The sequence below is a fragment of the Paraoerskovia marina DSM 21750 genome, assembly GCF_000701465.1.
Taxonomy (GTDB): domain Bacteria; phylum Actinomycetota; class Actinomycetes; order Actinomycetales; family Cellulomonadaceae; genus Paraoerskovia; species Paraoerskovia marina.
The window spans coordinates 48,353-69,247 of the sequence record NZ_JNIY01000004.1; the positions used below are offsets into that span (position 1 = coordinate 48,353).

A 20,895-nucleotide genomic window follows, 5' to 3' on the forward strand; every position below is an offset into this window, starting at 1 on the left:
CGCTCAAAGGAGAGACCGTGTTCCTCGAGACCGTCCGGCGTCGCAACCCCGGCCTGATCGCCGCCGCCGTCGCCCTGCACCAGGCGGGCAAGATCCCCGCCGGGACGTACGTCTACGACCTCGACGCCGTCGGGCACAACGCCCGGACGCTGGCGGCGGAGGCCGCGCGGCTGGGGTTGACGCCGTACGCGATGCTCAAGCAGGTCGGCCGCAACCCCGACCTCACCCGCACCGTCCGGGCCGCGGGGATCGGCGCCTCGGTCGCGGTCGACACCGCCTGCGCACGGGCCACGACCTCCGCCGGGATGCCGCTCGGGCACGTCGGGCACCTCGTCCAGGTTCCCCGGCACGAGGCGGCGGCCGTCGCGGCGATGCAGCCGGCCCAGTGGACCGTCTTCTCCCACGAGAAGGCGGCCGAGGCCGCACGCGCCGCACGGGAGATCGGCCGCGAGCAGGACCTCCTCGCACGCATCCACGCCGACGGCGACGAGTTCTACGCCGGCCACGAGGGAGGGTTCGCCGCCGACGACGTCCTCGCCGTCGCCGACCGCGTCGACGCCCTCGACGGTGCCCGGCTGGCCGGTGTCACCACGTTCCCCGCCCTGCTCTTCGACGCCGAGGTCCGCACCGTCCGGCCCACGCGCAACGCCGCAACCCTGGCCAGGGCCGCCGCGCGACTGCGGGACTCCGGCCGCGACGTCGTCGTCAACGGGCCCGGGACGACGTCGACCCGCACCCTCGCGACACTGGCCGAGCTGGGCGTCACCCACGTCGAGCCCGGGCACGCGCTGACGGGGACCACGCCGTGGCACGCCGTCACCGACGGCGACGACGACCTGCCCGAGATCCCCGCGGCCGTGCACGTCAGCGAGGTCAGCCACCACCACGGCGGGCGCGCGTACTTCTTCGGCGGCGGCCTCTACGTCGACCCCGTGCTCGGGCGCAGCCCCGTCCACGGCCTCGTCGGGTCCGACCCGGACGGGCTGACCCGCGTGCGGGCAGAGCTCCCGCCGCGCGAGGCGATCGACTACTACGGTCAGCTCGACCGGGAGCGCGGCAGCGCGGCCGCGGGCGACACCGTGGTGCTCGGCTTCCGCGGGCAGGCGTTCGTCACCCGTGCCTGCACGGCCGGGGTCACCGGGGTCTCGACGGGCGACCCGCAGGTCGCCGGCATCTGGGCGTCCGACGGCAGCGCGGTCGCGTGGCCGGCGTGAGGACCGCCCAGACCGTCCTCGGCCCGGTCCCGACGGCCGAGCTCGGGCGCGTCCTCGTCCACGAGCACCTGCTCGCCCTGACCCCCGGGCCGTGGCTCGCCGGGGCCCGCGGGGACGACGACGCCGCGCACGCCGCCGACCAGGTCGAGCGCGCGGTCGCAGCCCTCGCCGGGGTGCGGGAGGACGGGTTCGGGACGGTCGTCGACCTCAGCCCCTACGGCGTCGTCGGACGCGACGAGGAGGGGAAGAACGTCGTATGGCTGCAGGAGATCTCCCGCCGCACCGGGCTGCACGTCGTGACGGGGACAGCGGTGTACCTCGAGGCGTTCAGCCCGCGGTGGGCCGTCGAGGCTAGTCTCGACGACATGACGGCGCGGTTCGTCCGCGATGCCACTGGGGGCGTCGCGGGCACTGGGGTCCGCGCCGGAGTGCTGGGGGAGCAGGCCACCGGTCTCGGCGTCGTCACGCCGCACGAGGAGAAGTGCCTGCGTGCGGCGGCACGCGCGCACGCCGAGACCGGACTTGCCCTGATGACCCACACCACGCACGGGACGATGGCGCTCGAGCAGGTGCGGATCCTCCGCTCGGAGGGTGCCGACCTCGACCGTGTCGTCGTCGGGCACATGGACACCCACCCGGAGACCGACTACGTCCGCCGCGTGCTCGACACCGGGGTGCGCGTCGCGTTCGACACGGTCGGCAAGCAGCTCTGGGACTTCCGCGTCGAGCCTCTGCCCGACCGGCTCCCCGACGGCCCGATGGTCAAGGACGCCTATCACCGGGCCGACGCCACCCGGGCCGCACGGATCGCCGCGCTCGTCGCGGACGGCTGGGCCGAGCGGATCGTCCTGGCCCACGACCTCACGGGCGAGGAGGTCTACCTCAACCCGCAGACGCACGGGCGCTGGGGCTACCGCTACCTCGCGGGGCCGTTCTGCGACCTGCTCCGCGCGCACGGCGTGACGGACGAGCAGATCGACCTGATGCTGCGCCGCACACCCCAGGAGATCCTCGGCGTCTGACGTGCTCCGGTGGGCAATCCCCCGCACCGGACGGGTGTTTTGGCACACTAGGGGTGTGAACGACGGCGAAGATACAGCCCATCACACGGACGCCGAGGCGGCACGGGCCGCACTCGGGACGGTCGACCACGCCGTGCGCGACGCGACCGACGACGACGCGGCCGGCATCGGAGCCGTCTACGAGTACTACGTCCGTGAGTCCACCGCGACGTTCGAGACCGACCCTCCGGACGTCGAGTTCTGGCGCGAACGGATGCACTCCACACAGTCCGAGGGGTGGCCGTTCGTGGTCGCCGAGGGGCCGGACGGAACCATCCTCGGCTGGGCCTACGTCGGCTGGTGGCGTCCCCGCCCCGCCTACCGGTACACGGTCGAGACGAGCATCTACCTGCTGCCCGGACAGGCGGGCAAGGGCCTCGGGAGCGCGCTCCTGCAGCGCGTCCTCGACGGGTCCCGGGCCGCCGGTGCCCGTGAGGCCGTGGCGATCATCAGCTCCGGGGCCTCGCCCGCCTCGCGCAAGCTCCACGAGAAGCTGGGGTTCCACGAGATCGGCCGGCTGACCGACGTCGGGTACAAGCACGGCCAGTGGCTCGACACCGCCATCATGCAGATGCACCTCGGTCCGGGGCCCGAGGAGCCGTAGCCCGCTCAGAGCTGCTGGCGCACACCCGCCTCCCGGGCGATGCCCTCGACCTGCTCCTCCATGTCGTCGCGCAGCGGCTTGCGGCCGTCGCCGCGCCGCATCACGGGCAGCTGGGTGCGCGACCCGCCCTCCTCGAGGACGAACCCGAAGGCCGCGTAGAGCGCGAGGGCGGCGAGCGCCAGCCCGAGGGCGCCGGCCGCGACGTCCCACGCGCTCACCGCCGTGACCTGGGCGACGCCGGTCAGCGCGAACCGGACCGCGGAGCCGATCATGATCGCCGCGGCCAGCGGCTTGCCCCGTCCGGCGGAGGCGGGCACGAGCATCGCCACGCCCGCCGTGAGCAGCAGGACGCCCAGCGCCGGGCTCGTGGACCCGGGCGGCGACGTCAGCGTCGTGACCGCGAGCATCGCCCAGACCCCCGACACCATCGCCATGCCGGTGCCGGCGATCGGGTCGCGCGCACCGAAGCCGATGATCGCGGACAACAGCTGGAGCGGCACCGTGAGCACCAGGACGGCGAGCGCCATCGTCGACGCCTCGCCCTCGCCGACGATCCCGAGCTGGAGGGTGCTGAAGCCGACGGTCCCGAGCGCGAGCGCCATGAATCCGAGGGGGAGAGGGTTGCCGGTCGGGCGGAGCACGATCCGGGTGAGCTGCAGCTCTTCGCTGCGGGTCCGGTCGGTGTCGGTGGTGTCGTCCATCGCCCCACCGAACACGGTCGCTGGCCTGCCCACAAACGGGCGACGAGCCGGTGGGGGTGCTCCGGGGCGCTCCGGGGCGCTACGTCGGCTCGGAGCGCAGCCTCGGCTCGGTGCGGTTGGCCGGGTTGAGCCCGGCCTTGTCCGCGTAGAACGCGCGGATCGCGTCCATGTCGGCGCGCACGTCGCCGGTGGCACGCAGCGTGATGCCGAGACCCGTCGTCATGGTCGTGCGGTCGACGTACCCGAGGGTGATCGGCAGCCCGGAGTCCTGGGCGATCCGGTAGAAGCCGGACTTCCAGTACTCGCCGGCGCTGCGGGTGCCCTCGGGGGTGACCACGAGCGAGAACTTCTCACCCGCACGGAGGCGTTCGAGCACCTCGTCGACCACCCTGCTCGGGTCCCGGCGGTCCACGGGGATGCCGCCGAGCCTGCGCATGATCGGCCCGCGCCACCCGGTGAACAGGGTGTGCTTGCCGAGCCACCGCATCGGGATCTCCTCCTGCCAGGTGATCGCGAGCATGAGCACGAAGTCCCAGTTGGAGGTGTGGGGTGCGCCGATGAGCAGGCGCGGCTCGGTGACGGGCGGGTCCTCGGGGACGAACGTCCAGCGGCTGAACCGCCAGTAGGCGCTTGCGAGTCTGCGGCGGATCATGTGCTCACGGTACTCGGGGTCGTGGCGCACGGTCGTCGTGCGTGCCGAGCGGCACGTTGGTGTCGTCACGCGACCCGGGTGGCAGCAGCAACGTGCCGCTCGGCGGCCGAGGCCGCGTCAGCCCATCTTGCTGTCCCGCGGGCGCATCGTCACGACGTCGGCCGACCGCCGGTCTCCGGGTCGGTCCATCCCGCTCGTGGTTCCGTACCGTGCGGCGGCGGGGCCGGCGGTCGCGCCGTGCAGGATCACGGAGAGCAGGACCGTCGTGGCGATCGTCCCGACGGCGAACTCGACCTCGGGCCGCTCGGTCAGCTCCTCGAGGGCGAGCAGGGCGAACACCACGGACGCGAGCCCGCGCGGGCCGAACCAGCCGAGGAACGCGACGTCCTGCCAGCTCAGGTGCGTGCCCATCAGGGAGATCGCGACGGGCACCGCGCGGATCAGGGTCAGGCTCAGCAGCGAGTACCCGACCGTCGCGACGGACAGGTGCGTGACCGCTATCGGCACCAGGGCTGCACCGAACAGGAACCAGACCACGAGCGTGAGCAGCTCGCCGCCGAGCTCGCTCAGCTCGGCGAACTGCTCCTGCTCGCACTCCTCCCGGTCGGCCACGATGCCGAAGATCAGACCACCCGCGAACGCGGCCACGAACCCGTTGCCGTCCACGGCGACCGCGGCCGAGAATGCGGCGATCGCGGTGGCGAAGGTGCCGATCCGCAGTGTGCCGACCTCGGCCCACCCGCGCCGCGAGGAGGCGGTGAGCGCCCAGGCGCCGAGCGCGCCGATCGCGAGCCCGATCCCGACCCCGAGCCCGAGCTCGAGCAGCGCCTCCGGGATCCCGAGCTCCTGCGCGTCGGCTCCGTCGAGGGACTCGGCAGCCAGCGCGATCGCGAGCGCCACGACCGGGGTCGCGAGCCCGTCGTTGAGCCCGCTCTCGACGTTGAGCGCCGTGCGGAGCTTGGCGGGGACCCGCCGGTCGCTGATCACCTGGGCGCTCAGCGCGGCGTCGGTGGGGGCGAGCGCCGCGGCGACGAAGAACGCGAGCTCCCACGGCAGGTCGGTGAGAATCAGGACGGCGAGCCCGGTGCCGAGCACGAGGGTCAGCGGCATGCCGATCAGCAGCATGCGCGCGGGCAGCCCGGCGGAGCGGCGCAGGCTCTTGAGGTCGATCCGGACGGCGTCGGAGAAGAGGACGAGCGCCAGGGAGAGCTCGGCGAGGGTGTGCACCGAGCCGGTCTCCACGCTGACGGGCAGGATGCCCCACGCGTCGTTGGCGAGCAGGGCGCCCGCGGCCACGAAGATCAGCGGGCCGGTGATGTCCCGCCGGGCGAGCGCCCCGGACAGTGCGGACCAGCCGAGGATCAGCAGGGCCAGGGGAGCGAGGAGTGCAACGCTCATCGCTCGACCTCCTCAGCGGGTAGGGGAGGCGGCGGGCCGCCGGGTCAACGTCTGGATCCTGACGCTACCCGGCTCCCGCCGGAGCGCTACCTGACCCAGGAAACCGTGACCGGGTACTCCGTGGCCTCGGCGCGCTGGACCTTCTGGAAGTTGATGATCCCGAAGACGACGGAGACGACCCAGACCCCGAACGTGACGAGCGTTCCCAGGAACCCGAGGGGCAGGACCGCGGCGACGACGTAGACGATCAGGGCGAGGAGCTGGAAGTTCAGCGCCTTCTTGCTCTCCTCGGCGACGTAGGCGCTGCGCTCGCGGAAGACGAGCCAGATCACGAGCGGTGCGAGGAACCCGAGGATCCCGCCGAGCAGGTGGGAGAGGCCGGCCCACTGCCGCGTGTCGGAGTCGGACAGGGGCTGCGGCGCCGAGGCGGGCGGGGGCAGGGGAGGCGTCTGGGACATGGGTTCTCCTGGTGATCAGGTCGGGTGGATGGGGGCCAACCTACCGATCCCGCCTCCTGACCCGGTCCCGGGGCCAACCCGCGGACCTGCTGCCCGACCGCGCGGCCTACGGGGCGACGTCGGCCGCGACGCGGAACCCCATGTTGCCGGTGCTGGAGTCGGGGGTGTTCGAGCTTCGCGAGTCCACGCGATACCGCCAGCAGTAGGAGTCGTGGCACAGGTGCGAGCCGCCGCGGGTGACGCGTGCCTGCCCGTGCTCGGGCCCCGTGGGGGCGTGGCGTGGCGAGCGCGCGTACCAGGTGGGGTCGAACCAGTCGGCGCACCACTCCCACACGTTGCCGGTGACCTCGTAGAGGCCGTTTCCGTTGGGCGGGAACGTGCCGACCGGACAGGTGCCGCGCCACCCGTCCTCGCCGGTGTCCTCGCGGGGGAAGACTCCTTGGAAGACGTTCATCCGGTGCTCGCCGCCGGGCTCGCGCTCGTCGCCCCACGGGTAGTGGCCGCGCTCGCCGGCACGTGCCGCGAACTCCCACTCCGCCTCGGTGGGCAGGCGGGTGCCGCTCCAGGCGCAGTAGGCCAGCGCGTCGTCGTGGCTGACGTGCACCGCGGGGTGGTCCTCCTGGCCGACGACGTCGTTGCCCGGGCCGTACGGGTGACGCCAGCTCGCGCCGATCACCTCGCGCCACCACGGCACGGCGGCGACGGCGCGCGTCGGCGGGTGGTCGGGCGGCAGGTAGGCCGCGAAGACGAAGGACGAGTTGAACTGCTCGGCCGTCGTGACGTACCCCGTGGCCTCGACGAAGGCGGCGAACTGCTCGACGGTCACCGTGTGGGCCGCGATCGCGAACGACGGCACCTCGACCTCGTGGGGCGGCCCCTCTCCGTCCGAGGCGTACCCGCGCGGGTCGTCGGTCCCCATCAGGAACGTGCCTCCCTCGATCGGGACGAGGGTCGGCATCGGGGTGTCCCCGGTCGGCGACCGACGGGCGGTGGGCGGTGCCCCGAGGGTGACGGGCTGCGGTCCGCCCGACGTCGCGTGCTCCCGGTCCGCGGACGGGGCGCAGCAGCTGGGGCGCGCCGCGGTCGAGTGGTCGGTCTCGTCGTGCGGCATGGGTGCTCCTCGTCGTACGGTCCGGGCCACGCCAGTCTAGGGACGGCGTCCGGGTGCGCGACGCGGCAGCACCCGCGACGATGATCCGATGACCGACGCCGAGGCCCCGTCCGACGCCGCACCCGCGGCCTCGCCGTGGAAGAAGGTGGCCCTCGGAGGCGTCGTGGTTGTCCTCGCCGCTCTGCTCGTCGTCGCGTTCACGCCGCTCTTCGACGACGACCTCTCGGGCGAGCCGGAGGCGATGCTGACCTACGACGAGGCGGTGACGGCGGCGAGGGCGCTCGAGGCACGAGACGGGGACGACGTCGCACCCGAGTGTCGCTCGAGGGTGGTCGACCAGGGTGAGCGGACCGCGAAGGCCGTCGTCCTGCTCCACGGGTTCACCAACTGCCCGGCGCAGTTCGAGGTGATCGCCGAGGCGTACGCCGACCAGGGCGTGAGCGTCGTCGTCCCGCGGTTGCCGCACCACGGGCTGAGCGACCGCCTCACCGACGACCTCTCTGAGCTGACGCCGGGGGAGCTCGTCGAGCTGACGGGGGACGCCGTCGACATCGCGGCCGGTCTCGGGGACGAGGTCACCGTCGTGGGGCTCTCCGCCGGTGGCTCCCTTGCCGCGTGGGCCGCGGCCAACCGCGACGACGTCGGCGAGGCCGTACTCATCGCGCCGCTGGTCGCGCCCAAGGTGCTGCCCGTCCCCGTCGTCGAGCCGTTCGCCCGGCTCGCGCGGCTGGGGCCCGACGTGCACCTGTGGTGGGACAGCGACCTGAAGGGGGATCTGGCGACACCGCCGTACGCCTACCCCCGGTACTCGTTGCGCTCGCTCGGCGCGGTGCTCGCCGTCGGGCGCGCGGCCCACGGGGACATCGGCCGCGACGAACCCTTGGATCGCCTGGTGGTCGTGACGAACGAGAACGACGGCGCGGTGAGCAACGCCGCCGTGGGGATTCTTGCCTCCGCCCTCGTGCAGGTCGCGGACGCGGAGACGATCTACGTGTTCCCCGAGGACCTGGGGCTCGGGCACGACGTCGTCGATCCCGAGGGGGAGGACAAGGACGGCCTGCCCGAGTCGTACGCCGTGCTCGGCGACCTCCTCGACCTGCCGGAGCTCGTCGAGCGGCTCGACGACCGCGAGGGATAGCAGCGACGTCGTGGCGGCCGGAGCGCGAGCCCCCCGTGCATGATCAGGAGAGTCGATCCGCGTCGCGCCGGTACATCGCGGCATGCCCGCGGAGCTCAGGGTTGTCGGTGGCGGCCGCGTGCGCGTCGGTCCAGTCCGCCAGGTCGTGCAGACGCTCCACCATGGTCGAGAGCACCGACTCGGGCGACGGGCCGCCCGGCCCGTACCCCTCCAGAAGGTCGGCGAGGCGCGCGGCCGGGGTGACGTCGTCGGGCGCGGGTGAGTCCTCGCACCAGCCGCAGATCCGGTAGGCAAGGTACGCGAGGTCCCAGGCGCGGGGGCCGGGCGAGGCCATGTCCACGTCGATGAACCCGACGACGCGCTCGCCGTCGTGGACCAGGTTGTACGGCGCGACGTCGTTGAGGCAGACGACCTCCGCGGGCTCGTGGACGGCAGACCTCCACGTCGCGCCGGCTGTCGAGAATCCCGCGGAGACGTCGTGGACCGCACGCAGCATCGGTCCCACCTCGAGGCGGGACCGTCGTGCCCACACCCAGGCCGCGTGCGGCCAGCCGGCTGTCTCGCCCGGGGTCCAGCTCAGGATCTCCCGCCCGCGGCCGTCGACCCCGAGCGGCGCCGGGACGGTCAGGACACCGTGGGCGCGGACCCACGCGAGCCAGGCGTGGACCGTGGGGGTCCAGGGCCCTGCGGACCGGCGCACGGTGTCGCCGGAGCGCATGACCTCGTTGACGTTCCCGCCGCTCAGGGGCTGCTCGTGCTCAGAGTCCGCGTCGAGGTGCATCCGTCGATGCTGCCGTCCGGCGGTCGTCCGGCGCCACCTCATTGCGCCGCGACAGTGCCATGACGATCAGGCCCGCGCACAGCGCCCCCAGGGTGCCGAGCGTGAGGTCGCCGAGCGTGTCCTGGTACGCCACGTCGAGCTCGGTGCCGTGGCGGATGAAGGTGTACCACTCACCAAGCTCCCAGCAGATCGCGAGGATCGCACCGGCACCCGTGATCATCAGCAGCTGCGCCCAGTGCGGGCGGATCCGCTGTCCGATCAGCAGGCCGATCCCCGAGAGCAGCAGGAGCCAGTTGAAGAAGTGGTTGGCGTCGTCCCACCAGACGATCGTGTCGTAGAGATTGAAGCTGTTGCCGGTCACGTCGATCAGGAACGGGAGCATGATCAGCGTGAACGCGCCCCACGGCGGCCGGGCGGAGCTGTCACGACGTCGGACGACGAGCCACCACAGCGCCGGGGCGAGCAGCATCATCACCGGATAGGCGACGAGCCGCGCCCCGAACGCCTTGTCCGCGAACCGCTCGATCCCGGGCCACCACTCGGCGACCGCGAGCTGCCCGACGGTGAGCACAACGACGAGGACGGGCACCCACACGGGGACGGTTCGCCGTTGCATAGACGGATAGTGGCAGCATTCGCGCCCGACGGCGCGTCAGATCTCACGCTCGAGGACGTCCGCCAGGAGGCCGGGGCGGCTCAGCGGCAGGAGGTGCCCGCCCGGCATCTCGACCACGTCGAGGCCGAGGCGCTCGCGGGCGACGCGTCGCTGGAGCTCGGGCGGGAAGAGTCGGTCGTCCCGGCCCTGCACGACGACGGTCCGCGTCCCGGGCCAGCGCGTCGCCGGCCAGGGCTCGGCGAAGGACCGGGCCGAGGGCTCTCTCGGTGCGGCGGCGAGCGCGCGTCGTCGTACCGCGTCGGGGACGTCGTGGAAGAAGCCCTCGACCGGGTCGAACGGCCCCAGCCCCGCGGCCTCTCGTGCGCGCTCGTGCCCGACGGCGTCCCACCACTCACCCGCCGACTCGCCGGGGAGCGGGATCATCGGGTTGAGCAGCACGAGTACGTGCACCGGACGGCGCTCGCACACCAGCGCACCGACGTACGCCCCCATCGACAGCGCGAGGACGACGACGTCGTCGGCGGGGTCGAGAGCCTCCACGGCCAGGTCGCACTGGTCGGTCCAGCCGAGGCTCTCGTCCTGCGCCGGGAGGTCGAGGGGGATCGCGCGGTAGCCCCGCCGCTCGAGCTCGGGCGCGAGCTCGCTGAAGACGGACGCGTCGCCCCCGGCGCCGGGGATCAGGAGAATCGTCGGGGCCGACCCGTGCTCGACGGGGCTCCGGTTGCGAGGCATCGGTCACGTCCTTCCGGTGCGGCCGACCGGCCGTGTCGACGGCCGCGGCGCGCGGGTGCGCAGGTCTGCGCCCGTACGAGGCGCTGATCTCTCGATTCTGGCGTGCCTCCGCCGTCGTGCAAGAGGGGCCTCTCCGTCGCGCGCCAGACGATCTGGCAGGGCGGCGGCGCCGGTGTCGGGGACACTAGGAGAAACACTGCTTGACGAGACTGAGGAGTCCTCCGTGCCACAAGGAACTGTCCGCTGGTTCGACGCCGACCGTGGGTTCGGCTTCATCGACCTCGGGACCGAGGCCGACGACCTGTTCGTCCACGCCTCCGAGATCGTCGGCGACGACGGTCCGAAGCAGCTCCGGGAGGGGCAGGCCGTCGAGTTCGAGGTGCGTCAGGGCGACCGTGGTCCGCAGGCGCGCCACGTCGTCGTGACCGGCGAGCGGGCCGCCGACGCGCCGCTCGGCGTGCTCGGCACCGTGTCCTGGTACGAGCCGGCCAAGGGGTACGGCTTCATCACGCCCGACGACGGTCGCGGCGAGATCTTCGCGCACAGTTCCGCCATCGTCGGGGGCGGCGTGATCACGGAGGGTCAGCGGGTGGCGTTCCTCGTGGTCCCGGGCGAGAAGGGGCCGCAGGCGGACCATCTTCTCCCGCTCGGCGCCGAGGCGGCGCGCCCGGCCACCGACGGCGCCGACGGCACCGTGACGTGGTTCGACGACACCAAGGGCTTCGGGTTCATCGCGCCCGACGGCGGCGGCGCAGACATCTTCGTGCACGTGAAGGCGCTCGGCGGCGGGCTGACCGAGCTCGACGAGGGTGCGCGCGTGACCTACGACGTCGTCGAGGGCGACAAGGGTCCCAACGCCCGCAACGTGCAGCTCGTCGGTGGTTCCCGTCGCTCGCACGCGGCGCCCGACCGCGGCCGGTCCACCGGTCGGTCCTCCGCCGGAGGTCCCGTGCGCGGCGGCGAGGGCACGGTCTCGCGCTACGACGCGGACCGCGGCTTCGGCTTCATCACCCCCGACAGCGGTGGCGACGACCTGTTCGTGCACGTCTCCGTCGTCCGCGGCGACGAGGTCCTCGAGCAGGGAGACCGGGTCCGGTTCAAGACCCGCCAGAGCGACCGCGGGCCGCAGGCCGACGGTGTCGAGCTGATCTGACCGGGCGTCGTCCGGCACGAATCACGCACGATGCGTTGCGAACCGGGCGCCTTCTCCACTGCCACAGAAGGATCCTGCGGGTAGTCGCGAGAGAGGTCGCGCAGGGGCGGTGTGCTGTGGACCAGGCTGCCGCTGAGGCTCGCCTGACGGGGCGACGTGGGCGGAGACCCGCGCTGCCGTCGTTGCGTCACACTCGATCTCGACCGGCGACGGTGCTCTCGTCGCTGTTCCTCAACGTGGCGAGATTCCTCAGCGTGGCCGGAGCATTCGGCCAGGACGTGCCTGGCTCGCGTCCCGGCGATTGCTTCGGGCACGGCTGTGAGAAACTCCGTGTCCAGTCGACGTGGAATTGAGTCGGCTGGACGTGTCGAGCGGCATCCTCGGAAACCTTGCATCGTGGGCAAGATGCGATCGTTCCAAGGGCCCGGCCGACGGTGGAATCACTGAAAGCGACACTCGATCGCAAGAGGTGCTGATCACAGGAAACACATTGAAGGGGCGATAGTCATGGGAACCGTTGGTGCACGAACTCTGGCGGTCGGCACTGTGCTTGTTGTCATCGGGGCGTTGTCCGTCATCTATGTTCCTGATATCTACGGCCTGGTGACCAGGCGCAATGCCGGCGGGGTGGTCGAAGTCGGAGACGCCGTGGCGAACTATCGGGGCGCAGAGATTCTCAATGTCGTCGTGACAATCGTTCGATCATCGTTCATCGCGCTCGGCTCTTCGCTCATCGGGGCAGGGGTGGTTCTCAAGGTGTTGAGCCGCTACGTCGATGACAACGGTGCGGAAGATCGTTCGGACAGTTCCGAGCAACGGCCTATCTGAACCTGCACATCTGCGGCGGTGGTCAATGAGGTCCACTTGCCAGAGCTGCTGGCCGCGGTGCTGCGATGAGGCCGTGGCGTCGCCAGCGCGTCGGGTCCTGCGGCGCCGTGTCGGTATCGAAAAGGAGGGCCAGTGTTGGCCCAGAGATTCGCGTGATTTTCGATCGTGCGAGCCTCGACGCGCCCGGAGAGTTCCTCGACCGGGTGCGTCGTTGACTCACCGCGACTCGCCGCGCAGATCAGCGACCGTGGCGATATGCCGTGACGTTCGGATCTCGTGCGCTCACGCGAGTATGAACTTCCGAAGCGCCGGCGGCACGAGTTGTGGCATGTGATTCCCGGATCTCGATGCCGACCGTGTGCCGACTACCTGCTTGAAGCTCTCAATCCGCTCGACTTCTGTCCCTTCTGACCTGGACTCCGGTGACGACGTCCAGGTGTTTCGGACCTGACCAGGTACCCGGTCTGGATCTATCCGCCGAACCCGACTCCGTCTGCGATATCGCCGTCGAGCACACCCTCGTCGTGTCGGTCTCGAACCATCCTGTTTCCACACGACCGCGACATCTGTGCTCGCAGTGCTCCGCCTGTGACGACGAACCCAAGGGGAAGTCCGTATGGCGGCGGGTGCGCATACCAGGGCTTGTCCGCAGTGGGCTGGCTTCGAGGTCCCGTACCGGGCCGCCGGGCTCCGCATAGCGGTCAGCACAGCTCCCATCTCGTGGCGGAACCGGGCTCGCACGACCCTGTGCACCAGCCAAGGGTGTCACGTCGGCTCGATGATCTGCGGCGCTAGAGGGGCCCGACGCCTCGACGGGACAGCGCCGCGCTCGATTCGTGGTTGGCCTCCATGTCCGCTGTCCGGCCGTTCGGGTGTCGCAAGGCGGTCTCCTGGGATTCTGAGTGCTATCAGGCTGAATGAGTCGTTCTTTCTGACTAGCCATTGACAGAACCAAGTGGTGTCCGTACGGTTCCTCACATGTCGACGACGACGGGGATCAACGCAGAGGTGCGCCGAGCGAACGAGCAGCGTGTGCTCGCCGCGCTCCGAGTCGAGGGAGCTCTCAGCCGGGCTGCGCTCGCGAGGCGGGTGAGACTGTCCCGGACCACGCTGTCGGAGATCACGGCGGACCTCCTCGGGCGCGGCGCGATCACCAAGGTCGACACGGACGCCGACGTTCGTCGCGGGAGCGGTCGCCCGGCCGAGCGTCTGGCTCTGGACCCGGCCGCCGGTCAGTACCTCGGCGTGGACTTCGGGCATCGACGCGTGCATGTGGCTATCGCCAACGCGTCGCATGAAATTGTCGCCTCCGGTCTCGTCCGCTACGACGACTCGACGCCGTGGGACGATCGGCTAGACCTCGCGTTCGACGCCGTCGAAGCGCTCTCCGTCGAGCACAGCCTGCACCTCAGCGCGCTGCAGGGCGTCGGCATCGGCGTCCCGGGTCCGTACACGGGGACCCGATCAGGCGAGGCAGCTCCAGTTGCCTGGAATCGCAATGCCACGCCGGTGGGCGTCGACAGGGCCTTCGCCGAGCGGTACGACTCCCCGGTGGTGGTCGACAACAACACCCGCCTTGCGGCTCTCGCCGAGGCGATGTCCGGGCCAGACGGCCTCAGCGACCTCACCTATGTCAGGCTGTCCGACGGAGTTGGTGGTGGCTTCGTGGTCGCCGGACGCCTGGTCCGCGGATCACGGGGATTCGCCGGCGAGCTCGGTCACGTGACCTCCGACCCGGGCGGCGTCCTCTGCCGTTGCGGCAAACGGGGGTGTCTCGAGACGGTCGCCTCCGTCCCCGCGATCCTGGCGGCGTGCCGGAGTCGTGGGGCGGACGTCCAGGACCTCGACGACCTCGCCGTCGCGGTCGATCGCGCCGACCCGGTGGTCGACGCCGTCCTGCGCGAGGTCGGTGCCGCGGTCGGCCGCGTGCTCGGGGCGGCCGCCATGACCCTGGACCCCACCGAGGTGGTCATCGGCGGCGAGATCGTGCACGTCGCCCCGGTGATCGTCGAACAAGCCGCCTCGACCCTCCGGTACGAGCTCCACTCGATCCCGACCTCTGACACGTGCACCGTGCGCGCCGGTCGGCTCCGCGACAGCGACGGCGCCCAGGGCGCCCTCGCCGCGACCTTCCATCAATCCCCACTGCTCGCGGGCTACCCGGAACCCGGGTCGTTCGGCGCGAGCGAGACGCAAAGGAGCGCACAGTGACCACCTCGACCTACAGCGTGGCGCGCAACGGGCCGGAGCCCGGCGGCGACGCCGTCGCCGCCGGGACGGCCGCAGCCGTCCCGGTCAGCACGGACGGGACGTCCGGGGGAACCGACGGACCGCCGTCCCCCCGGCCGACGACGCGTCGGCGCACCATGGACAAGAAGTCCAGGCTCCGCCTGCTCAACGCCTTCTCGATCGTCATGGGCATCGCCACCTGGTGGGTCATGTCGCTGGCCGGGTTCCAGTTCCCGACACCGCCCGAGGTCGTGGCGAAGGCGGGTGAGATGTGGTCGAGCGGGATTCTGCAGGAGGACATCCTCGCCAGTCTCGGTCGCGTGCTCACAGGATTCCTCATCGGTTCGGCGCTCGCGATCCCCGTCGGGTTCCTCATGGGCTGGTACACCGTCGCCCGAGGACTGTTCGAGCCGTGGATCCAGTTCTTCCGCACGATCCCGCCGCTCGCGCTGCTCCCGCTCGTCCTCGTGCTGATGGGGATCGGCGAGCTCCCCAAGGTCTTCGTGATCTTCCTCGCGGCCTTCCTCGCGTGCGTCATCTCGACGTACCAGGGCGTCGTCGGGGTCGACAAGACGCTCATCAACGCGGCACGCGTCCTCGGTGCGAAGGACGGCCGCATCTTCGCCCGCGTCGTGGTCCCGGCATCCACGCCGTTCATCCTCGTGGGCATGCGCGTCGGCCTCGGTTCCGCCTGGGCGACGCTCGTCGCCGCGGAGCTCCTCGCCGCGCAGGCCGGCCTCGGCTACCGGATGCAGCAGGCACAGCTCTACTACGACCTGGCGACGATCTTCGTCGACATCATCGCGATCGGGATCCTCGGTCTCGTGATGGACCGGCTCCTTCTCCTCGCCGAGACCAAGCTCACCGGATGGCAGGAACGACGATGACGACCACGACCCCCGGACAGCGGACCGAGGCCAAGATCTCCGTCCAGGACGTCCGCAAGACCTTCGACCTCAAGAACGAGGAGTTCGTCGCGCTCGAGCGCGTCAACCTCGACATCTCCGACAACGAGTTCGTGACGGTCGTCGGGCCGTCCGGCTGCGGCAAGTCGACCCTGATGAACATCCTCGCGGGCCTCGACGAGACGACCGCCGGGCACGCCCTGGTGGACGGCGCGGAGGTGTCGGGACCCGGACCCGAGCGCGGCGTGATCTTCCAGCAGTACGCGCTCTTCCCGTGGCTCACGGTCCGCAAGAACGTGGAGTTCGGCCTGAAGGTCGCCGGATACGCCAAGGCGGAACGCCGAGAGCGTGCCGAGCACTTCATCAAGCTCGTCGGGCTGGATCAGTTCGCGGACGCGCTCCCGAAGATGCTGTCGGGCGGCATGAAGCAGCGCTGCGCGATCGCCCGCGCCTACGCGGTCGACCCGTCGATCCTGCTCATGGACGAGCCGTTCGGGGCGCTCGACGCGCTGACCCGGGTCCGTCTCCAGGAGCAGCTCCTGGAGACCTGGAGCCGCGAGAAGCGCACCGTCGTGTTCATCACGCACGACGTCGACGAGGCCGTGTTCCTCGCCAACCGTGTCGTGGTCATGGCCGCGCGCCCGGGGCGGATCTACGACGTCATCGACATCGACCTGCCGTACCCCCGCACCGAGGAGGTCCGCCTCAGCCCAGAGTTCGCGGAGCTGCGCAACCGGATCTGGACCTCCGTCTACCACCAGACGCCCGGCACCGCTGCCGACGCGTCGGCCACCGCGCGGGCCTGATCCACCCGCCAGACCGGCCTGTCCGACCTGTTCTGCCCCGTTCACCTGCCTGACCCCCCCCAAGGAAGAGGACTGTCATGCGCATCACCAAGAAAATCTTCGGCGCCTCGTTGGTCGCCGCGACCCTCGCTCTCAGCGCCGCGGCGTGCTCGTCCGGCGATGACCCCAGCGCGTCAGACGGCGGCAGCTCGGAAGAGACGATTGACGTCAGCTTTGGCTACATCCCGGACTTCAACGGCACGAGCCTGCTGGCCATCGCCGACGATCAGGGTATGTGGGACGAACACAACATCGAGATCAACACCCCGTCATTCACGAACGGTCCGCTCCAGATCCAGGCTCTGGGTACCGGGGACCTCGACTTCGGCTACATCGGCCCGGGCGCGTTCTGGCTACCGGCGTCGGGGCAGGCGAAGATCGTCGCGATGAACACGCTCGGTCAGGCGGACCGCGTCGTCGGCCAGCCGGGCATCGAGTCCATGGACGACCTGCGCGGCAAGAAGGTCGCCGTCCCGGAGGGCACCTCGGGCGACATGATCCTCACCCTCGCCCTCCAGGACGCGGGGATGACGAAGGACGACATCGAGGTCGTGCCGATGGAGCCCGCGGCGATCGTCGCAGCGCTGTCGTCGGGCCAGGTCGACGGTGCCGGCTTCTGGTACCCGGCGCTCGCAACGGTCAAGGAGCAGGTGCCCGACCTTGTGGAGATTGCCTCGAACAAGGACTTCGAGGACTCGGTCTCGTTCCCGACGGCGTTCGTGGCGGGCAACGACCTGGTGGCGAACGACCCGGAAAAGGTCGAGCGAGTGCTCGCGGTGCTGCGCGAGGCGATCGACTACCGCGCGGAAAACATGGAGAGTGCCATCGAGCTCACCGCGGCGTTCAACGACCTCGCGGTTGAGGACGTCGCTGGCGATGCGGCGAACGTGCAGGTGCTGGGCCTCGACGAGATCGACACGATGACCGAGGACGGCACTGTCGACGGCTGGCTCACCGGCATGGGCGACTACTTCGTCGGCGCGGGCAAGCTGGACGCCCAGGTCGAGCCGTCCGAGTACTACCTCGGTGACATGTTCCTCGAGGCGGGCAAGTGAGCTCGAACCACCCGGGCGGCGCCACGTCGGGCGGGGGGTCGAACACGTCGGCGCCCCGCCCGGCGCGGAACGTCCTGTTCCTCATGACCGACCAGCACCGGGTCGACACGCTGGGCGCCTACGGGAACGCGCACGCGTCGACCCCGGTGCTCGACGAGCTGGCCCGGACCGGCACCCGGTTCGACCGCTGGTACACGCCGACGGCGATCTGCACGCCGGCGCGCGCCAGCCTCCTGACCGGCCAGGCGCCGTTCCGCCACCGGGTCCTCGCGAACCACGAGCGCAACGTGGGCTACCTGGAGGACCTCGCACCCGGGACGTTCACCTTCGTGGAGGCGCTCCGTGGCGCCGGCTACAACACCGGCCTCGTCGGCAAGTGGCACGCGGGCACCGAGCGGGCCGCTGCGGACTTCGGGTTCGACGGTCCGGACCTGCCCGGGTGGCACAACCCGGTCGACAACGCCGACTACCTCGCGTACCTCGCGGAGAACGACCTTCCGCCCTACGAGATCAGCGATCGGATCCGAGGGACGCTGCCGAACGGCGGGCCGGGGAACCTGCTGGCCGCGCGTCTCCACCAGCCGGTGGAGGCCACGTTCGAGCACTACCTGGCGACGCGGACCATCGAGCTGCTGGAGCGCTACGCGGACGAGTTCCGCAGCGGGGCGCGGCCGTTCTTCCTGGAGCTCAACTTCTTCGGCCCGCACCTGCCGTACATCGTCCCGGACGAGTACTTCGACATGGTGGACCCGGCCGACGTGGAGCTCCCGGCGTCGATCGCCGAGACCTTCGAGGGCAAGCCTCCGGTGCAGGCCAACTACAGCGCGCACTGGACGTTCGACACCATGCCGATCGAAGTGACGCGCAAGCTCATCGCGGTCTACTGGGGGTACGTAGCCCTCATCGACCAGCAGATCGGCCGGGTCATGGACGCTCTCGAGCGGCTTGGCCTCGTCGACGAGACCGCGGTGTTCTTCACGTGCGACCACGGCGAGTTCACGGGGTCGCACCGGCTCCACGACAAGGGCCCCGCGATGTACGAGGACATCTACCGGACGCCGGGGCTCCTGCGGGTGCCCGGTGGTCCCGAGGGCCAGGTGCGGACGGAGTTCGTCAGCCTCCTCGACTGCACCGCGACGATCCTCGACCTCGCCGGGATCGACCCGACACCGGCCGTGGACTCGCGGAGTCTCCTGCCGATGGCCGAGGGGCAGGACGTGCCCTGGGACGAGGACATCGTCTGCGAGTTCCACGGGCACCACTTCCCGTACCCGCAGCGCATGCTGCGCGAGGACCGGTACAAGCTGGTGGTGAACCCGGACTCGACGAACGAGCTCTACGACCTCTTCGAGGACCCGGACGAGATGACCAACGTCTACGCCAGTCCCGAGATGGACGAGGTCAGGCGCCGGATGATGGGCCGGCTCTACCGGGTCCTGCGCGAGCGGGGTGACAACTTCTACCACTGGATGACCACCATGTACGACGTCGGCGAGGTGGACTACGACCCGACCCAGTCGGGCCTGGACGAAACCACCTACCAGGCGGATCCGGGGGAGAGGCTGGCTCTGTGAGGCGCCCCAACGTCGTCCTGATCCTCACGGACGACCACGCCGCGCACGCCATCGGCGCCTACGGGTCCGTGGTGAACGAGACGCCCCGCATCGACGAGGTCGGCGCGGCGGGCCGGCGGCTCGACCGCTGCTATGCGACGAACTCGCTGTGCTCGCCGAGCCGGGCCTCGATCCTCACGGGGACGTACAGCCACGTCAACGGCGTCACGACCCTCTCGACCCCGGTCGACGCGAGCCAGCCCACGTTCGTGTTGCAGCTGCGCGCGGCCGGGTACCGCACCGCCGTCGTCGGCAAGTGGCACATGGGTGACGGGGAGGGGCACGACCCGCAGGGTTTCGACTACTGGGACGTGCTCATCGAGCAGGGCGAGTACCACGACCCGACGTTCCTGTCCGAGGACGGGCTGCGCACCGAGCCGGGCTATGCGACGGACGTCGTGACGGACCTCGGGCTGCGCTGGGCGGAGTCGCTCGACGGCGACGAGCCGTGGTGCCTGCTGCTGTGGCACAAGGCGCCGCACCGGCCGTGGCAGCCGGACGCGGCGCACGCGGACCTCTACACCGCCCCGATCCCGGTGCCGGAGACGTTCACGGACGACTACGCGACGCGCACGTCGTCGTCGCGGCGGGCGGCGATGCGGATCGCCGAGCACCTGAACGCCGAGGACCTCAAGGTCGACCCGCCGCCGGGTCTCGACCAGGACGCGCTGGCACTGTGGAAGTACCAGCGCTATATGGAGGACTACCTGCGCTGCGTCGCCTCGGTGGACGACAACGTGGGCCGCGTCGTCGACTGGCTGCGCGACCGTGGGGACTTCGACGACACGCTGCTCATGTACTCGTCCGACCAGGGATTCTTCCTGGGCGATCACGGGTGGTTCGACAAGCGGTTCATGTACGAGGAGTCGATCCGCATGCCGTTCCTGCTGTCCTACCCGCGGGCGCTGCCGGCCGGGGAGGACCGCGAGGATCAGGCCCACGACGGGATCGTCACCAACGTCGACCTCGCGAGGACGATCCTCGACGCGGCCGGGGTGGAGCCGCACCCGCGCATGCAGGGCCGGAGCTTCTGGGGCGACCTCACGGGGGTGCAGGACGGCGGCCCTCGCCCCGAGGGCTTCTACTACCGGTACTGGGAGCACGACGACGAGTTCCACAAGGCGCCCGCGCACTACGGGTACCGCGACGACCGCTACAAGATCATCTACTTCTACAACGACGGGCTGGGTCTCGCCGGCACCGGGCCGTTCACGTACTCCGGCGAGTGGGAGATGTACGACCTGCTGGACGATCCCGAGGAGCTCCGCAACGTCGCCGAGGATCCTGGGTACGCGGAGGTGCGTGCCCGGATGGAGGTCGCGATGTGGACGGCTCAGGAAGCGGTGGGCGACCAGCCTCACCCTAGCCAGCCTGTCCCGGCGGGAATCGCCGGTGCCCTGGTGAGCGACAACGGTTCGTAAAGAACGCGAGCCCGACTGGTCCAGACGAGAGCCGCCTGGCGAAGCGAGGAAGGCTTCGATCAACCTCGTGCGGATCGAAACAGCACCTCCCGCCTGAGGTCCTCACCCTGCTGTACGGAGGAGCGTCCAACCGTCGACGCGAGGGTCGCGACATATGAGCAGGGTCGCCATGCCGTGACAAACCGCGCGTCAGCGAGCCCGCGGGCGCGCTTGAGTGACGGGCGGCGGCTGCGCGCACGGTTCTTGCTTGTGCGCTCCTAAACACTGCCTGCAGTACTGGCCCGCGCCGTTGTGGCCGCAGCCGCCCGACGCGGTCGCGATGATCATCAGGCTCTGGATCGCGCGTTCGGCCCGGGAATATGTAGGTCGCGTGCAGAGTT

At 70.8% G+C, this 20,895-nt stretch carries 20 protein-coding genes; 12 read left to right on the top strand and 8 right to left on the bottom strand.

Going from position 1 to position 20,895, the window contains the following annotated elements; all coding sequences use genetic code 11:
* Nucleotides 1–17 precede the first annotated feature (17 nt).
* Genes Q343_RS0106285 through Q343_RS0106295 form a run of 3 tightly spaced genes read left to right on the top strand, consistent with a single transcriptional unit; the run spans nt 18 to nt 2,879 of the window.
* Complete coding sequence (locus Q343_RS0106285; protein WP_052366950.1) at nt 18–1,214, top strand: alanine racemase; 1,197 nt, start codon at nt 18–20, stop codon at nt 1,212–1,214.
* Nucleotides 1,211–2,236 (top strand): phosphotriesterase family protein, encoded by a 1,026-nt coding sequence (locus tag Q343_RS0106290; protein ID WP_081829735.1) that lies wholly within the window; start codon nt 1,211–1,213, stop codon nt 2,234–2,236. Before Q343_RS0106285 ends, Q343_RS0106290 begins: the two co-directional genes overlap by 4 nt.
* Nucleotides 2,237–2,291: 55 nt before the next feature.
* Nucleotides 2,292–2,879 carry a GNAT family N-acetyltransferase gene (locus tag Q343_RS0106295; RefSeq protein WP_162175469.1) on the top strand — a complete coding sequence of 196 codons (588 nt, stop codon included), beginning with the start codon at nt 2,292–2,294 and terminating at the stop codon, nt 2,877–2,879.
* A gap of 5 nt (nt 2,880–2,884) precedes the next feature.
* Here the strand turns inward: Q343_RS0106295 and Q343_RS0106300 are convergent, their stop codons facing one another.
* The 5 genes from Q343_RS0106300 to Q343_RS0106320 form a co-directional block, all read right to left on the bottom strand.
* The gene (locus tag Q343_RS0106300; RefSeq protein WP_029252750.1) at nt 2,885–3,580 is read right to left on the bottom strand and encodes an acetate uptake transporter family protein; all 696 of its coding nucleotides are present in this window, start codon (nt 3,578–3,580) and stop codon (nt 2,885–2,887) included.
* A gap of 79 nt (nt 3,581–3,659) precedes the next feature.
* A complete protein-coding gene (locus tag Q343_RS0106305; protein WP_029252751.1) occupies nt 3,660–4,232 on the bottom strand; it encodes a 1-acyl-sn-glycerol-3-phosphate acyltransferase in 573 nt (190 codons plus the stop codon).
* A gap of 117 nt (nt 4,233–4,349) precedes the next feature.
* Nucleotides 4,350–5,630 carry a cation:proton antiporter gene (locus Q343_RS0106310; protein ID WP_052366953.1) on the bottom strand — a complete coding sequence of 427 codons (1,281 nt, stop codon included), beginning with the start codon at nt 5,628–5,630 and terminating at the stop codon, nt 4,350–4,352.
* 86 nt (nt 5,631–5,716) lie between these two features.
* Entirely contained in the window at nt 5,717–6,088 is a 372-nt protein-coding gene (locus Q343_RS0106315) for a DUF4870 domain-containing protein (protein WP_052366954.1), read from the bottom strand.
* Nucleotides 6,089–6,194: 106 nt separating this feature from the next.
* Entirely contained in the window at nt 6,195–7,199 is a 1,005-nt protein-coding gene (locus tag Q343_RS0106320) for a formylglycine-generating enzyme family protein (protein WP_081829676.1), read from the bottom strand.
* A gap of 88 nt (nt 7,200–7,287) precedes the next feature.
* Between Q343_RS0106320 and Q343_RS13880 the strand changes: the two genes are divergently transcribed.
* The gene (locus Q343_RS13880; protein WP_029252755.1) at nt 7,288–8,337 is read left to right on the top strand and encodes an alpha/beta hydrolase; all 1,050 of its coding nucleotides are present in this window, start codon (nt 7,288–7,290) and stop codon (nt 8,335–8,337) included.
* A 43-nt stretch (nt 8,338–8,380) separates the two neighbouring features.
* Here the strand turns inward: Q343_RS13880 and Q343_RS0106330 are convergent, their stop codons facing one another.
* The 3 genes from Q343_RS0106330 to Q343_RS0106340 are packed head-to-tail and all read right to left on the bottom strand — an operon-like array spanning nt 8,381 to nt 10,466.
* A complete protein-coding gene (locus tag Q343_RS0106330; protein WP_029252756.1) occupies nt 8,381–9,118 on the bottom strand; it encodes a phosphotransferase in 738 nt (245 codons plus the stop codon).
* Complete coding sequence (locus Q343_RS0106335) at nt 9,096–9,734, bottom strand: DUF2238 domain-containing protein (RefSeq protein WP_052366955.1); 639 nt, start codon at nt 9,732–9,734, stop codon at nt 9,096–9,098. Before Q343_RS0106335 ends, Q343_RS0106330 begins: the two co-directional genes overlap by 23 nt.
* 36 nt (nt 9,735–9,770) lie before the next feature.
* A complete protein-coding gene (locus Q343_RS0106340; RefSeq protein ID WP_052366956.1) occupies nt 9,771–10,466 on the bottom strand; it encodes an alpha/beta fold hydrolase in 696 nt (231 codons plus the stop codon).
* A gap of 223 nt (nt 10,467–10,689) precedes the next feature.
* On the opposite strand from Q343_RS0106340, the gene Q343_RS15680 reads away from it, so the two are divergent.
* The 8 genes from Q343_RS15680 (at nt 10,690) to Q343_RS0106380 (ending at nt 20,515) form a co-directional block, all read left to right on the top strand.
* Nucleotides 10,690–11,619: a cold-shock protein gene (locus Q343_RS15680; RefSeq protein WP_029252759.1), complete on the top strand. Its 930-nt coding sequence runs from the start codon at nt 10,690–10,692 to the stop codon at nt 11,617–11,619.
* 507 nt (nt 11,620–12,126) lie between these two features.
* Nucleotides 12,127–12,447 carry a hypothetical protein gene (locus Q343_RS0106350; protein ID WP_155990657.1) on the top strand — a complete coding sequence of 107 codons (321 nt, stop codon included), beginning with the start codon at nt 12,127–12,129 and terminating at the stop codon, nt 12,445–12,447.
* Between the two features lie 978 nt (nt 12,448–13,425).
* A complete protein-coding gene (locus Q343_RS0106355; RefSeq protein WP_029252761.1) occupies nt 13,426–14,658 on the top strand; it encodes an ROK family transcriptional regulator in 1,233 nt (410 codons plus the stop codon).
* Nucleotides 14,655–15,563, top strand: coding sequence for an ABC transporter permease (locus Q343_RS0106360; RefSeq protein ID WP_248616764.1), 909 nt, complete (start codon nt 14,655–14,657; stop codon nt 15,561–15,563). Before Q343_RS0106355 ends, Q343_RS0106360 begins: the two co-directional genes overlap by 4 nt.
* The gene (locus Q343_RS0106365) at nt 15,560–16,387 is read left to right on the top strand and encodes an ABC transporter ATP-binding protein (RefSeq protein ID WP_029252763.1); all 828 of its coding nucleotides are present in this window, start codon (nt 15,560–15,562) and stop codon (nt 16,385–16,387) included. The genes Q343_RS0106360 and Q343_RS0106365 overlap by 4 nt, the downstream gene beginning before the upstream one ends.
* A 77-nt stretch (nt 16,388–16,464) precedes the next feature.
* Entirely contained in the window at nt 16,465–17,481 is a 1,017-nt protein-coding gene (locus tag Q343_RS0106370) for an aliphatic sulfonate ABC transporter substrate-binding protein (RefSeq protein WP_029252764.1), read from the top strand.
* The gene (locus Q343_RS0106375; protein ID WP_248616765.1) at nt 17,478–19,055 is read left to right on the top strand and encodes a sulfatase family protein; all 1,578 of its coding nucleotides are present in this window, start codon (nt 17,478–17,480) and stop codon (nt 19,053–19,055) included. The genes Q343_RS0106370 and Q343_RS0106375 overlap by 4 nt, the downstream gene beginning before the upstream one ends.
* On the top strand, nt 19,052–20,515 hold the full coding sequence (locus Q343_RS0106380) for a sulfatase family protein (RefSeq protein ID WP_043109726.1): 1,464 nt from the start codon (nt 19,052–19,054) through the stop codon (nt 20,513–20,515). Before Q343_RS0106375 ends, Q343_RS0106380 begins: the two co-directional genes overlap by 4 nt.
* The last annotated feature ends 380 nt before the right edge of the window (nt 20,516–20,895 follow it).